14 protein-coding genes are annotated in these 14,859 nt (G+C 70.0%); 13 read left to right on the top strand and 1 reads right to left on the bottom strand.

Annotated features, from left to right (window positions below):
• Window positions 1-65: 65 nt before the first annotated feature.
• Window positions 66-569: a transcriptional regulator BldD gene (bldD, locus tag LE548_RS36215; protein WP_086170636.1), complete on the bottom strand. Its 504-nt coding sequence runs from the start codon at window positions 567-569 to the stop codon at window positions 66-68.
• A 253-nt stretch (window positions 570-822) separates the two neighbouring features.
• On the opposite strand from bldD, the gene pyrR reads away from it, so the two are divergent.
• The 13 genes from pyrR to metK form a co-directional block, all read left to right on the top strand.
• A complete protein-coding gene (gene pyrR, locus LE548_RS36210) occupies window positions 823-1,404 on the top strand; it encodes a bifunctional pyr operon transcriptional regulator/uracil phosphoribosyltransferase PyrR (RefSeq protein ID WP_225101274.1) in 582 nt (193 codons plus the stop codon).
• Between the two features lie 91 nt (window positions 1,405-1,495).
• Window positions 1,496-2,473: an aspartate carbamoyltransferase catalytic subunit gene (locus LE548_RS36205; protein ID WP_225101273.1), complete on the top strand. Its 978-nt coding sequence runs from the start codon at window positions 1,496-1,498 to the stop codon at window positions 2,471-2,473.
• A gap of 4 nt (window positions 2,474-2,477) precedes the next feature.
• On the top strand, window positions 2,478-3,764 hold the full coding sequence (locus LE548_RS36200) for a dihydroorotase (protein ID WP_225101272.1): 1,287 nt from the start codon (window positions 2,478-2,480) through the stop codon (window positions 3,762-3,764).
• Window positions 3,761-4,321, top strand: coding sequence for a hypothetical protein (locus LE548_RS36195; protein WP_225101271.1), 561 nt, complete (start codon window positions 3,761-3,763; stop codon window positions 4,319-4,321). The genes LE548_RS36200 and LE548_RS36195 overlap by 4 nt, the downstream gene beginning before the upstream one ends.
• A complete protein-coding gene (carA, locus tag LE548_RS36190; protein WP_225101270.1) occupies window positions 4,318-5,460 on the top strand; it encodes a glutamine-hydrolyzing carbamoyl-phosphate synthase small subunit in 1,143 nt (380 codons plus the stop codon). The genes LE548_RS36195 and carA overlap by 4 nt, the downstream gene beginning before the upstream one ends.
• On the top strand, window positions 5,453-8,761 hold the full coding sequence (gene carB, locus LE548_RS36185; protein ID WP_225101269.1) for a carbamoyl-phosphate synthase large subunit: 3,309 nt from the start codon (window positions 5,453-5,455) through the stop codon (window positions 8,759-8,761). The genes carA and carB overlap by 8 nt, the downstream gene beginning before the upstream one ends.
• A gap of 68 nt (window positions 8,762-8,829) precedes the next feature.
• Window positions 8,830-9,936, top strand: coding sequence for a quinone-dependent dihydroorotate dehydrogenase (locus LE548_RS36180; RefSeq protein WP_225101268.1), 1,107 nt, complete (start codon window positions 8,830-8,832; stop codon window positions 9,934-9,936).
• A complete protein-coding gene (gene pyrF, locus LE548_RS36175) occupies window positions 9,933-10,778 on the top strand; it encodes an orotidine-5'-phosphate decarboxylase (RefSeq protein WP_225101267.1) in 846 nt (281 codons plus the stop codon). The genes LE548_RS36180 and pyrF overlap by 4 nt, the downstream gene beginning before the upstream one ends.
• A gap of 301 nt (window positions 10,779-11,079) precedes the next feature.
• Entirely contained in the window at window positions 11,080-11,403 is a 324-nt protein-coding gene (locus LE548_RS36170; protein WP_006607450.1) for an integration host factor, read from the top strand.
• 60 nt (window positions 11,404-11,463) lie between these two features.
• Entirely contained in the window at window positions 11,464-12,057 is a 594-nt protein-coding gene (gene gmk, locus LE548_RS36165) for a guanylate kinase (RefSeq protein WP_225101266.1), read from the top strand.
• A gap of 38 nt (window positions 12,058-12,095) precedes the next feature.
• Window positions 12,096-12,368 (top strand): DNA-directed RNA polymerase subunit omega, encoded by a 273-nt coding sequence (rpoZ, locus tag LE548_RS36160; protein WP_003982715.1) that lies wholly within the window; start codon window positions 12,096-12,098, stop codon window positions 12,366-12,368.
• A gap of 115 nt (window positions 12,369-12,483) precedes the next feature.
• Window positions 12,484-13,686: a bifunctional phosphopantothenoylcysteine decarboxylase/phosphopantothenate--cysteine ligase CoaBC gene (coaBC, locus tag LE548_RS36155; protein WP_225101265.1), complete on the top strand. Its 1,203-nt coding sequence runs from the start codon at window positions 12,484-12,486 to the stop codon at window positions 13,684-13,686.
• 252 nt (window positions 13,687-13,938) lie between these two features.
• Window positions 13,939-14,859: methionine adenosyltransferase (metK, locus tag LE548_RS36150; protein ID WP_225101264.1), on the top strand; the 921-nt coding region annotated here is incomplete at its 3' end.

The raw sequence follows: 14,859 nt of genomic DNA, 5'->3' as shown, positions 1-14,859 counted from the left end.
GGGTGGCCGGAACCATATGGTTCCGGCCACCCCGACGGCACGTTTCTGCTCAGGTACTGAGCGGGTCAGCTCTCTTCGTGGGTGGCCACCGCGCGGCGCGCGTCGGCGTCCAGGACACCCCAGCTGATCAGCTGCTCGGTCAGGACCGAGGGGGACTGGTCGTAGATGACGGCGAGTGTGCGCAGGTCGTCCTGGCGGATGGAGAGCACCTTGCCGTTGTAGTCACCACGCTGGGACTGGATCGTCGCCGCGTAGCGCTGCAGCGGGCCCGCCTTCTCGGCCGGCACGGTGGCCAGGCGCTCCAGGTCCAGGACCAGCTTCGGCGGCGGCTCGGCGGCGCCGCCCGGCGTCGTGCCCGGCAGGAGCTCCTGGACCGGAACACCGTAGAAATCGGCCAGCTCGGCAAGCCGCTGCACGGTCACCGCACGGTCGCCACGCTCGTAGGACCCGACCACCACGGCCTTCCAGCGACCCTGTGACTTCTCCTCGACACCGTGGAGGGAAAGGCCCTGCTGGGTGCGGATGGCCCGGAGCTTGGCCCCGAGCTGTTTGGCGTATTCGCTGGACATATAGCTCCCCGGACACTGTGTCGACGCGGCCGGCTGTGTTGCCCGCCGCGCGGCTGGTAACTCACTGTGAGGTTACGCAGCGTGACTCTTCTGCGTCAAGCCGAATGGTCCACACCGACTCTTCCGTGGTAGTGACGGCCGATTAGGCCAAGGGGGTGATCGATGCTCTGCCCATGACCTGCTACGGTGGATGGCGCAAATCCGACGTCCTTTAAGGTCCGTCCCGTGAGGCGGAGAAGGAGGTCCGTTTCGTATGGACAAGCACGTCTCGCCCGCGAATCCGCCGGCGTCCGATGCGCGGCCCGTTCTTGAGGGCCCCGACATCGCGCGGGTGCTGACCCGCATCGCCCACGAGATCGTCGAGCGCGCCAAGGGCGCCGACGACGTGGTGCTCCTCGGCATCCCCACCCGGGGTGTCTTCCTCGCCCAACGGCTCGCCGTCAAGCTGGAGCAGATCACCGGACGCAAGATCCCGGTCGGCTCGCTCGACATCACCATGTACCGCGACGATCTGCGCATGCACCCGCCGCGCGCGCTGGCCCGTACCGAGATCCCCGGTGACGGCATCGACGGCAGACTGGTCGTCCTCGTCGACGACGTGCTCTTCTCCGGCCGCACCATCCGCGCCGCCCTCGACGCCCTGAACGACATCGGGCGCCCGCGCGCGGTGCAGCTCGCCGTCCTGGTCGACCGGGGCCACCGCGAACTGCCGATCCGCGCCGACTACGTCGGCAAGAACCTCCCCACGTCGCTGCGGGAGACGGTCAAGGTCCAGCTCGCCGAGGAGGACGGTCGCGACACCGTGCTGCTCGGTGTCAAGCAGACCGACCAGTAGCAAGCCAGGCGCGTACGTCCGCTTCGGCGTGCCCGCGCACGCGCCGGTTTGTCTCGAATCTCCCGTTGAACTGCCTTACGGAGCCTGACAGATGCAGCGTCATCTCATCTCGGCCGCCGACCTCACCCGCGACGACGCCGTCCTGATCCTCGACACCGCCGAGGAGATGGCCCGGGTCGCCGACCGGCCGATCAAGAAACTGCCGACCCTGCGCGGCCGCACGATCGTCAACCTCTTCTTCGAGGACTCCACGCGCACGCGTATCTCCTTCGAAGCCGCGGAAAAGCGCCTGTCCGCCGACGTCATCAACTTCACCGCCAAGGGGTCGAGCGTCTCCAAGGGCGAGTCCCTGAAGGACACCGCGCAGACCCTGGAGGCCATGGGCGTCGACGCCGTCGTGATCCGGCACGGCGCCTCCGGAGCCCCGTACCGTCTGGCCAACTCCGGCTGGATCGACGCGGCCGTCATCAATGCCGGCGACGGCACCCACCAGCACCCCACCCAGGCCTTGCTGGACGCCTTCACCATGCGCCGCCGGCTGATCGGCCGTGACGCCGGCCTCGGCAAGGACCTGTCCGGCCGGCGCATCACCATCGTCGGCGACGTCCTGCACAGCCGGGTCGCCCGCTCCAACGTCGACCTGCTGCACACCCTCGGCGCCGAGGTCACCCTGGTCGCCCCGCCCACCCTGGTGCCGGTCGGCGTCGAGACCTGGCCGTGCGAGGTGTCGTACGACCTCGACAGCGCCCTGCCGAAGTCGGACGCGGTGATGATGCTCCGCGTCCAGCGCGAGCGCATGAACGCCGCTTTCTTCCCGACCGAGCGCGAGTACTCGCGGCGCTACGGCCTCGACGGCGACCGCATGGCGAAGATGCCCGAGCACGCCATCGTGATGCACCCCGGCCCGATGGTCCGCGGCATGGAGATCACCGCCGAGGTCGCCGACTCCGAGCGCTGCACGGTCGTCGAGCAGGTCGCCAACGGCGTCTCCATCCGGATGGCCGTGCTGTACCTGCTGCTCGGTGGCAACGAGCCCGCCGTCACCCACTCTCGTACCGAGGAGAAGTAAGACCATGAGCAAGATCCTGATCCGTGGTGCGAAGGTGCTCGGCGGCGAGCCGCAGGACGTGCTGATCGACGGCGAGGTGATCGAGGCGGTCGGCACCGGCCTGTCCGCCGAGGGCGCCGAGGTCGTGGAGGCGGCAGGCAAGGTGCTGCTGCCGGGCCTGGTCGACCTGCACACCCATCTGCGCGAGCCGGGCCGCGAGGACTCCGAGACGGTCCTGACCGGCACCCGCGCGGCCGCGTCCGGCGGCTACACGGCCGTCTTCGCCATGGCCAACACCTTCCCGGTCGCCGACACCGCCGGTGTGGTCGAGCAGGTCTACCGACTGGGCCAGGAGCACGGCTACTGCGACGTGCAGCCCATCGGCGCCGTCACCGTCGGCCTGGAGGGCCGGAAGCTCGCCGAGCTGGGCGCCATGCACGAGTCGGCCGCCGGGGTCACCGTCTTCTCCGACGACGGCAAGTGCGTGGACGACGCAGTGATCATGCGCCGGGCGCTGGAGTACGTGAAGGCCTTCGGCGGTGTCGTCGCCCAGCACGCGCAGGAGCCGCGGCTCACCGAGGGCGCCCAGATGAACGAGGGCATCGTCTCCGCCGAGCTGGGCCTGGGCGGCTGGCCGGCCGTCGCCGAGGAGTCGATCATCGCGCGCGACGTGCTGCTCGCCGAGCATGTCGGCTCCCGCGTCCACATCTGCCACCTCTCGACCGCCGGCAGCGTCGAGATCGTCCGCTGGGCCAAGTCCCGCGGCATCGACGTCACCGCCGAGGTCACCCCGCACCACCTGCTCCTCACCGACGAGCTGGTGCGGACGTACAACCCCGTCTACAAGGTCAACCCGCCGCTGCGCACCGAGCGGGACGTGCTGGCCCTGCGCGAGGCGCTCGCCGACGGCACGATCGACATCGTCGCCACCGACCACGCCCCGCACCCGCACGAGGACAAGGACTGCGAGTGGGCCGCCGCCGCCATGGGGATGGTGGGCCTGGAGACCGCGCTGTCAGTGGTCCAGGAGACCATGGTCGACACGGGCCTGCTGGACTGGGCCGGCGTCGCCGACCGGATGTCCGTCAAGCCCGCGCAGATCGGACAGGCCACCGGGCACGGCCGTCCCGTCTCGGCTGGTGAGCCCGCCAACCTCACCCTCGTCGACACGGAATACCGTGGCCAGGTGGACCCCGCGGGCTTCGCCTCACGCAGCCGCAACACCCCCTACGAGGGGCGTGAGCTGCCGGGCCGTGTGACGCACACGTGGCTGCGGGGCAAGGCCACGCTCGTCGACGGGAAGCTCACGTGACACCTGTAATCCTGCTCGCGGAGGCCAAGAAATCGGCCGCCGTCACCGACTGGCCGGCCCGCATCGGCTGGCTCGTCGGACTCGTCCTGTTCATCGCGCTCGTCTACTGGCTGATGCGCGAGGGCTGGAAGTGGCGCGGCACGCTCCAGAGCGACCTTCCGGAGCCGCCCAGCGCGCCGGAGGAGACCGGCCCGGTGAAACTGAGCATGAGCGGCCGCTACCACGGCTCCACCACCGCCGGGCAGTGGCTGGACCGGATCGTGGCCCACGGCCTCGGTACCCGCAGCCGGGCCGAGCTCACCCTCACGGAGGCGGGCCTGGAGGTCGAGCGTCCCGGAGCGAACGACTTCTTCGTCCCCGCCGCCGCACTGCGCGGGGCCCGGCTGGACAAGGGCATCGCCGGCAAGGTCCTCACCGAGGGCGGACTGCTCGTGGTGACCTGGGCGCTCGGCGACAAGCTGATCGACTCCGGCTTCCGCTCCGACCACGCGGCCGAGCACACCGAATGGGCCGACACCCTGAACGACATGATCAACGACACGGAAGGCGCACGATGACGACCTCCACCAGGGGAGCTGCCAAGGTTCCCGCCGTACTCGTCCTGGAGGACGGCCGCACCTTCCGCGGCCGTGCCTACGGGGCCGTGGGGGAGACCTTCGGCGAGGCCGTGTTCTCCACCGGTATGACCGGCTACCAGGAAACCCTGACCGACCCGTCGTACGACCGCCAGATCGTCGTGGCGACCGCCCCGCAGATCGGCAACACCGGCTGGAACGACGAGGACGACGAGTCGGGCCGCATCTGGGTCTCCGGCTACGTCGTGCGCGACCCCGCGCGCGTGCCGTCCAACTGGCGCGCCAAGCGCTCCCTGGACGACGAGCTGGTCGCGCAGGACGTGGTCGGCATCTCCGGGATCGACACCCGCGCCCTCACCCGTCATCTGCGCGAGCGCGGCTCGATGCGGGCCGGCATCTTCTCCGGCGAGGCGATCGCCCCCGAGAGCGAGCTCCTCGCGCGCGTGCAGGCCCAGCCCCGCATGAAGGGCCTGAGCCTGTACGAGGAGGTCGCGACGAAGGAGGCGTACGTCGTCCCCGCGATCGGGGAGAAGCGGTTCACCGTCGCCGCGGTCGACCTGGGCATCAAGGGCATGACCCCGCACCGCATGGCCGAGCGCGGCATCGAGGTGCACGTCCTCCCGGCCACGGCCACGGCCGACGACATCTACGCCGTCGACCCGGACGGGGTCTTCTTCTCCAACGGCCCCGGTGACCCGGCCACGGCCGACGGCCCGGTCGCGCTGATGACCGCCGTTCTGGAGCGGAAGACGCCGCTGTTCGGCATCTGCTTCGGCAACCAGATCCTCGGCCGCGCCCTCGGCTTCGGCACCTACAAGCTGAAGTACGGCCACCGGGGCATCAACCAGCCGGTCCAGGACCGTACGACCGGCAAGGTCGAGGTCACCGCGCACAACCACGGCTTCGCCGTGGACGCGCCGCTCGACAAGGTGAGCGACACCAAGTTCGGCCGCGCCGAGGTCTCGCACGTGTGCCTGAACGACAACGTCGTGGAGGGGCTGCAGCTGCTCGACCAGCCGGCCTTCTCCGTCCAGTACCACCCCGAAGCGGCAGCGGGCCCGCACGACGCCGCCTACCTGTTCGACCGCTTCGTTTCCCTGATGGAGGGCCAGCGTGCCTAAGCGCACCGATATCCAGTCCGTCCTGGTCATCGGCTCCGGCCCGATCGTCATCGGCCAGGCCGCCGAGTTCGACTACTCCGGCACCCAGGCGTGCCGCGTGCTCAAGGCCGAGGGCCTGCGCGTCGTCCTGGTCAACTCCAACCCGGCGACGATCATGACCGACCCGGAGATCGCCGACGCGACCTACGTCGAGCCGATCACCCCGGAGTTCGTCGAGAAGATCATCGCCAAGGAGCGCCCCGACGCCCTGCTGCCCACCCTGGGCGGCCAGACGGCGCTGAACACCGCGATCTCGCTGCACGAGAACGGGGTCCTGGAGAAGTACGGCGTCGAGCTGATCGGCGCCAAGCCCGAGGCGATCCACAAGGGCGAGGACCGCGACCTGTTCAAGGCCGTCGTGGAGGCCGTCAACGCCAAGATCGGACACGGCGAGTCCGCCCGCTCGGTCATCTGCCACTCCATGGACGACGTCATCGAGGGCGTCGAGACGCTCGGCGGCTACCCGGTCGTCGTCCGGCCGTCCTTCACCATGGGCGGCGCCGGCTCCGGCTTCGCGCACGACGAGGAGGAGCTGCGCCGCATCGCGGGCCAGGGCCTCACGCTCTCCCCGACCACCGAGGTGCTCCTGGAGGAGTCCATCCTCGGCTGGAAGGAGTACGAGCTGGAGCTGATGCGCGACAAGCACGACAACGTCGTGGTGGTCTGCTCCATCGAGAACTTCGACCCCATGGGCGTGCACACCGGTGACTCGATCACCGTCGCGCCCGCGATGACGCTGACCGACCGCGAGTACCAGATCCTGCGGGACATCGGCATCGCCGTCATCCGCGAGGTCGGTGTCGACACCGGCGGCTGCAACATCCAGTTCGCGGTGAACCCCGAGGACGGTCGCGTGATCGTCATCGAGATGAACCCGCGTGTGTCGCGCTCCTCGGCGCTCGCCTCCAAGGCCACCGGCTTCCCGATCGCGAAGATCGCCGCCAAGCTGGCCGTCGGCTACACCCTGGACGAGATCCCCAACGACATCACGCAGGAGACCCCGGCCTCCTTCGAGCCCACGCTCGACTACGTGGTCGTCAAGGCCCCGCGCTTCGCGTTCGAGAAGTTCCCGCAGGCCGACTCCACGCTGACCACCACCATGAAGTCGGTCGGCGAGGCCATGGCCATCGGCCGCAACTTCACCGAGGCCTTCCAGAAGGCGCTGCGCTCGCTGGAGAAGAAGGGCTCGCAGTTCACCTTCGTCGGCGAGCCGGGCGAGAAGGACACCCTGCTGCGCGACGCCGTACGGCCCACCGACGGCCGGATCAACACGGTCATGCAGGCCATCCGCGCGGGCGCCACGCCCGAGGAGATCTTCGAGTACACGAAGATCGACCCCTGGTTCGTGGACCAGCTCTTCCTGATCAAGGAGGTCGCGGACGAGCTGGCCGAGGCCCCCGAGCTGACCGCCGAGCTGCTCGCCGAGGCCAAGCGGCATGGCTTCTCCGACGTCCAGATCGGTGAGATCCGGGGCCTGCGCGAGGACGTGGTCCGCGAGGTCCGGCACGCCCTGGGCATCCGCCCCGTCTACAAGACGGTCGACACCTGCGCCGCCGAGTTCGCCGCGAAGACGCCGTACTTCTACTCCTCCTACGACGAGGAGACCGAGGTCGCGTCCCGCGAGAAGCCCGCGGTGATCATCCTGGGCTCCGGGCCGAACCGCATCGGCCAGGGCATCGAGTTCGACTACTCCTGTGTCCACGCCTCCTTCGCGCTGAGCGACGCGGGCTACGAGACGGTGATGGTCAACTGCAACCCGGAGACCGTCTCCACCGACTACGACACCTCCGACCGGCTGTACTTCGAGCCGCTGACGCTGGAGGACGTCCTGGAGATCGTCCACGCCGAGCAGCAGGCCGGACCGGTGGCCGGTGTGATCGTGCAGCTCGGCGGCCAGACCCCGCTGGGCCTGTCCCAGGCGCTGAAGGACAACGGCGTGCCGGTCGTCGGCACGTCCCCCGAGGCCATCCACGCCGCAGAGGACCGCGGCGCCTTCGGCCGCGTCCTGGCCGAGGCCGGTCTCCCGGCCCCGAAGCACGGCACCGCGACCACCTTCGAGGGAGCCAAGGCGATCGCCGACGAGATCGGCTACCCGGTCCTCGTCCGGCCGTCGTACGTCCTCGGCGGCCGGGGCATGGAGATCGTCTACGACGAGGCCCGCCTGGCGTCCTACATCGCCGAGTCGACCGAGATCAGCCCGTCCCGGCCGGTCCTCGTCGACCGCTTCCTGGACGACGCCATCGAGATCGACGTCGACGCCCTCTACGACGGCGAGGAGCTGTACCTCGGCGGTGTGATGGAGCACATCGAGGAGGCCGGCATCCATTCCGGCGACTCCGCCTGTGCCCTGCCCCCGATCACCCTGGGCGGCTTCGACATCAAGCGGCTGCGCGCCTCCACCGAGGCCATCGCGCGCGGTGTCGGCGTGCGCGGTCTGATCAACATCCAGTTCGCGATGGCGGGCGACATCCTCTACGTCCTGGAGGCCAACCCGCGCGCCTCGCGTACCGTGCCCTTCACCTCGAAGGCGACCGCGGTGCCGCTGGCCAAGGCCGCCGCCCGGGTCTCGCTGGGCGCGACCATCGCCGAGCTGCGCGCCGAGGGCCTGCTCCCGGCGAAGGGCGACGGCGGCGAGCTGCCGCTGGACGCGCCGATCTCCGTCAAGGAGGCCGTGATGCCGTGGTCGCGGTTCCGGGACATCCAGGGACGCGGTGTGGACACCGTCCTCGGCCCGGAGATGCGTTCCACCGGCGAGGTCATGGGCATCGACTCCGTCTTCGGCACGGCGTACGCCAAGTCGCAGGCCGGGGCGTACGGCCCGCTGCCCACCAAGGGGCGGGCGTTCATCTCGGTCGCCAACCGCGACAAGCGCTCGATGATCTTCCCGGCGCGCGAGCTGGTCGCGCACGGCTTCGAGCTGCTCGCCACCTCCGGCACGGCCGAGGTCCTCAAGCGCAACGGCATCAACGCCACCGTCGTACGCAAGCAGTCCGAGGGCACCGGCCCGAACGGCGAGAAGACCATCGTCCAGCTGATCCACGACGGCGAGGTCGACCTCATCGTGAACACCCCGTACGGCACGGGCGGCCGCCTCGACGGCTACGACATCCGTACGGCGGCCGTCGCCCGGTCGGTGCCGTGCCTGACGACGGTCCAGGCGCTCGCCGCCGCCGTCCAGGGCATCGACGCGCTCAACCACGGAGACGTGGGCGTCCGCTCGCTCCAGGAACACGCGGAACACCTGACCGCGGCCCGCGACTAGCAGCCCTTGAGGGGGACACCGGAAACGGTGTCCCCCTCCGCATGAGGACCCCTGAGGACTTTTCCGAGATGTACAAGCTCTTCTTCCGTCTGGTGTTCACCCGGATGGACCCCGAGAAGGCCCACCACCTGGCCTTCCGCTGGATCCGCCTCGCCGCCCGCGTTCCCGTCCTGCGCACCTTCGTCGCGGCCGCCCTCGCGCCCCGCCACAAGGAGCTGCGCACGGAGGCCCTCGGACTGCGCATGCACGGGCCCTTCGGGCTGGCCGCCGGCTTCGACAAGAACGCCGTCGCCATCGACGGCATGTCGATGCTGGGCTTCGACCACGTCGAGATCGGCACGGTGACGGGGGAGCCGCAGCCCGGCAACCCCAAGAAGCGGCTGTTCCGCCTTGTCGCGGACCGCGCGCTGATCAACCGGATGGGCTTCAACAACGACGGCTCGCTGGCCGTGGCGGCCCGTCTCGCGACCCGCACGCCGGTCTTCAGGACCGTCGTCGGTGTCAACATCGGCAAGACCAAGATCGTGCCGGAGGCGGAGGCCGTCGGCGACTACGTGAAGTCCGCCGAGCGGCTCGCGCCGTACGCCGACTACCTGGTCGTCAACGTCTCCTCGCCGAACACGCCCGGCCTGCGCAACCTCCAGGCCACCGAGGCGCTGCGCCCGCTGCTCACCGCCGTGCGCGAAGCCGCCGACCGCACGGTCGCGAACCGGCGCGTGCCGCTGCTGGTGAAGATCGCCCCGGACCTCGCCGACGAGGACATCGACGCCGTCGCCGACCTGGCCGTGGAGCTGGGCCTGGACGGCATCATCGCCACCAACACCACCATCGCGCGCGAGGGGCTCGGGCTGCGCTCCGCACCCTCGGTCGTGCAGGAGACCGGCGGCCTGTCCGGCGCCCCGCTCAAGGAGCGCTCCCTGGAGGTCCTGCGCCGCCTGTACGCGCGCGTGGGCGACCGGATCACCCTGGTGGGTGTCGGCGGCGTCGAGACCGCCGAGGACGCCTGGCAGCGCATCCTGGCCGGTGCCACGCTGGTCCAGGGCTACAGCGCCTTCATCTACCAGGGCCCCTTCTGGTGCCGTGGCATCCACAAGGGCCTCGCCGCCCGGCTGCGCACCAGCCCGTACGCCACCCTCGCCGACGCGGTCGGCGCCGACGTGAGGAAGCCCGCATGACTTCGACGGAGCCCTTCGGTGCCCGGCTGCGCCGCGCCATGGACGAGCGCGGCCCGCTGTGCGTCGGCATCGACCCGCACGCCTCCCTGCTCGCCCAGTGGGGCCTGAACGACGACGTGGCCGGTCTGGAGCGGTTCAGCCGCACGGTCGTCGAGGCCGTGGCCGACCGGGTCGCCGTGATGAAGCCGCAGAGCGCCTTCTTCGAGCGGTTCGGCTCGCGCGGCATCGCCGTCCTGGAGACGGTCGTCCGGGAGGCGCGCGCGGCAGGCACCCTGGTCGTCATGGACGCCAAGCGCGGCGACATCGGCTCGACCATGGCCGGGTACGCGGAGGCCTACCTGCACAAGGACGCCCCGCTCTACTCCGACGCCCTCACCGTCTCGCCCTACCTCGGCTACGGCTCGCTCAGCCCGGCCGTCGCGCTGGCCCGGGAGAGCGGTGCCGGTCTGTTCGTGCTGGCGCTGACCTCGAACCCGGAGGGCCCCGAGGTGCAGCACGCGGTCCGTGCGGACGGCCGCAGCGTGGGGGCGACCATGCTGGCCCACCTGGCCGCCGAGAACGCGGGGGAGGAGCCGCTGGGGTCCTTCGGCGCCGTCGTCGGTGCCACGGTCGGCGACCTGTCGTCGTACGACCTCGCGATCAACGGCCCGCTCCTCGCGCCCGGTGTCGGCGCGCAGGGGGCGACGGCGGCCGACCTTCCGGCTGTCTTCGGGTCGGCGCTGCGCAACGTCGTGCCGAACGTCAGCCGGGGTGTTCTGCGTCACGGTCCCGACACCGGGGCGCTGCGGGCGGCCGCCGAGCGCTTCGCCGAGGAGATTCAGGCGGTCGTCGGGGGTTTCTGAGCCCTCCGGTGTGCGCCCCGGCGGGCGGCGGGCCGGCGACTTGAGTGTGAATACATCCTCAAATCGAGGGCATTATGTCTGAAATGTCCGGCCTGACGGAGGCTGACCAGGACTTTTCCGCTGTTCTCGCTGACTCTGGCGGACTTGCCCGCTAGTCTCCGAGCAGTGGGGGCACCTCCCGCGCCCTCAAGGCAGGTGTGGGGAGAGCGGGCAGCGTGTTGCTCGTAGCTCCCCAGGTGTGGGGCGACTAGGTTCCTCACCGGTCCGTATCCGACAGTTCGACATCCGAGGTGACGTAGGCGTGGCTCTTCCGCCCCTTACCCCTGAACAGCGCGCAGCCGCGCTCGAAAAGGCCGCCGCGGCTCGCCGGGAGCGGGCCGAGGTCAAGAATCGACTCAAGCACTCCGGCGCATCCCTGCACGAGGTCATCAAGCAGGGCCAGGAGAACGACGTCATCGGCAAGATGAAGGTCTCCGCGCTGCTTGAGTCGCTGCCGGGCGTGGGCAAGGTCCGCGCCAAGCAGATCATGGAGCGTCTGGGCATCTCCGAGAGCCGTCGCGTGCGCGGTCTCGGTTCCAACCAGATCGCTTCCCTGGAGCGTGAGTTCGGCAGCACCGCCTCCTGAGTCCGTCTCCGGGCGGACCGGGAGTCCCGGGCACTCCGGGATTGCTGGAATAATCGCTGCATGGCTGCAACATTCCGGGGGACGACCCCCGAGCCCCCGGACGTACGTCCGCGGCTGACCGTGCTCTCCGGCCCCTCGGGGGTCGGCAAGAGCACGGTCGTCGCCCATATGCGCAAGGAACACCCCGAGGTCTGGCTCTCGGTGTCGGCCACCACCCGCAGGCCGCGCCCCGGTGAGCAGCACGGAGTCCACTACTTCTTCGTCACCGACGAGGAGATGGACAAGCTGATCGCCAACGGCGAGCTGCTGGAGTGGGCCGAGTTCGCCGGGAACCGCTACGGCACGCCCCGCGCGGCCGTGCTGGAGCGGCTGGAGAACGGCGAGCCCGTTCTGCTGGAGATCGACCTCCAGGGCGCCCGGCAGGTCCGGGAGTCCATGTCCGACTCCCGGCTGGTGTTCCTGGCTCCGCCCTCCTGGGAGGAGCTGGTGCGCAGGCTGACCGGCCGGGGCACCGAGCCGCCCGAGGTCATCGAGCGCCGCCTGGACGCGGCCAGGACCGAATTGGCGGCCGAGCCGGAGTTCGACGTGACCTTGGTCAACACCTCCGTCGAGGACGTGGCGCGCGAGCTGCTAGCCTTGATGGACGTTGTGTGATCATGACTGATCTTTTCCCCTCCTTCGGAAGGTAGAGCGTGTCCTCTTCCATCACCGCGCCCGAGGGCATCATCAACCCGCCGATCGACGAGTTGCTTGAGGCCACCGACTCGAAGTACAGCCTCGTGATCTACGCCGCCAAGCGGGCCCGTCAGATCAACGCGTACTACTCCCAGCTCGGCGAGGGCCTCCTTGAGTACGTCGGTCCTCTCGTCGACACCCACGTCCACGAGAAGCCGCTCTCGATCGCCCTGCGCGAGATCAACGCGGGGCTGCTGACGTCCGAGGCTGTCGAAGGCCCCGCCCAGTAACGCTGCGCAGTAGTACTTTCAGATCGCAGGTGACTTATCCACAGGCCCGGCAGTCGTTCTGCCGGGCCTGTGGTGTGTCATTGGTGGTGCAGGGTTCCGAGTCCGGGGAGTGAGCGTGGACAAGCCGAAGGTCGTCCTGGGGGTCAGCGGTGGCATCGCCGCGTACAAGGCCTGTGAGCTGCTGAGAAGGTTCACGGAGTCGGGCCATGACGTACGCGTCGTCCCCACCGCCTCCGCGCTGCACTTCGTCGGCGCCGCCACCTGGTCCGCCCTGTCGGGCAATCCTGTCTCGACGGAGGTCTGGGACGACGTCCACGAGGTGCCGCACGTCCGCATCGGCCAGGGTGCCGACCTCGTCGTCGTCGCGCCCGCCACGGCCGACACGCTGGCCAAGGCCGCCCACGGCCTCGCCGACGACCTCCTCACCAACACTCTGCTGACCGCCCGCTGCCCGGTCGTGCTCGCGCCCGCCATGCACACCGAGATGTGGGAGCATCCGGCCACCCAGGAGAACGTGGCCACCCTGCGCCGGCGCGGCGCCGTCGTCATCGAACCGGCGGTCGGCCGCCTCACCGGCGTCGACACCGGCAAGGGCCGGCTGCCCGACCCGGCCGAGATCTTCGAGGTCTGCCGCCGGGTGCTGGCCCGGGGCGTCACCCGGCCGGACCTCAAGGGGCGGCACGTCGTCGTCTCCGCCGGCGGCACCCGCGAGCCGCTCGACCCGGTCCGCTTTCTCGGCAACCGCTCCTCCGGCAAGCAGGGCTACGCCCTCGCCCGCACCGCCGCCGCCCGCGGCGCCCGGGTCACGCTGATCGCGGCCAACACCGGTCTGCCCGACCCGGCCGGCGTGGACGTCGTCCCGGTCGGCACGGCCGTCCAGCTGCGCGAGGCCGTCCTGAAGGCCGCGGCGGACGCCGACGCGGTCGTCATGGCCGCCGCCGTCGCCGACTTCCGGCCCTCGGTCTACGCCGCCGGGAAGATCAAGAAGAAGGACAGCCACGAGCCCGACCCGATCGTCCTCGTACGGAATCCGGACATTCTTGCGGAGATTTCGGCCGATCGCGCCAGGTCCGGACAGGTGATCGTCGGCTTCGCCGCCGAGACCGACGACGTGCTCGCCAACGGCCGTACCAAGCTCGCCCGCAAGGGCTGTGACCTGCTCGTGGTCAACGAGGTGGGGGAGCGCAAGACGTTCGGCTCCGAGGAGAACGAGGCGATCGTGCTGGGCGCCGACGGAAGCGAGACGCCGGTACCGCACGGACCCAAGGAAGCCCTGGCCGACACCGTCTGGGACCTGGTCGCCGAGCGCCTGGGCTGAGCCGGGCGCACCCTCGCGGCCGTCCGCTGGGGGCGCGCACGAGGACCGCTCGATTCCGGTGTGGCGACCCTGGCCAACATCACCCGGCATTGGGCAGAATTCTCGTGCCGCAGGTCACAGCGCTCCCGAGAGGCGAGACGGTGGCCCATCGGCCGAGTGCGACCGATAAACTGTTCAAGGTCGGCACCGGGCGCAGCCCTCGTGCCGACTGCAAATGATCAGCCAGCAGCCGCTGCAACCACAGGGAGCGTTGTGTCCCGTCGCCTGTTCACCTCGGAGTCCGTGACCGAGGGTCACCCCGACAAGATCGCTGACCAGATCAGCGACACCATTCTCGACGCGCTTCTGCGCGAGGACCCGACCTCCCGGGTCGCCGTCGAGACGCTGATCACCACCGGCCTGGTGCATGTGGCCGGCGAGGTCACGACCAAGGCCTACGCGGACATCGCGAACCTGGTCCGCGGCAAGATCCTGGAGATCGGCTACGACTCCTCCAAGAAGGGCTTCGACGGCGCCTCCTGCGGCGTGTCGGTGTCCATCGGCGCGCAGTCCCCGGACATCGCGCAGGGTGTCGACACGGCGTACGAGTCCCGGGTGGAGGGCGACGACGACGAGCTGGACCGGCAGGGCGCCGGCGACCAGGGCCTGATGTTCGGCTACGCCTCCGACGAGACGCCGACCCTCATGCCGCTGCCGATCTTCCTGGCGCACCGCCTGTCCAAGCGCCTGTCCGAGGTCCGTAAGAACGGCACCATCCCCTACCTGCGCCCCGACGGCAAGACGCAGGTCACCATCGAGTACGACGGCGACAAGGCCGTCCGCCTCGACACGGTCGTCGTCTCCTCGCAGCACGCCTCCGACATCGACCTGGAGTCGCTGCTCGCTCCCGACATCCGCGAGTTCGTCGTGGAGCCCGAGCTGAAGGCCCTGCTCGACGAGGGCATCAAGCTGGACACCGAGGGCTACCGCCTGCTGGTCAACCCGACCGGCCGCTTCGAGATCGGCGGCCCGATGGGCGACGCCGGCCTGACCGGCCGCAAGATCATCATCGACACCTACGGCGGCATGGCCCGCCACGGCGGCGGCGCCTTCTCGGGCAAGGACCCGTCCAAGGTGGACCGCTCGGCCGCCTACGCGATGCGCTGGGTCGCCAAGAACGTCGTGGCGGCCGGC

The sequence above is a fragment of the Streptomyces sp. CoH27 genome, assembly GCF_020181035.1.
Taxonomy (GTDB): domain Bacteria; phylum Actinomycetota; class Actinomycetes; order Streptomycetales; family Streptomycetaceae; genus Streptomyces; species Streptomyces camelliae.
The sequence above is the reverse complement of the archived record's forward strand: the minus strand, read 5'-3'. Positions and strand labels throughout refer to the sequence as shown.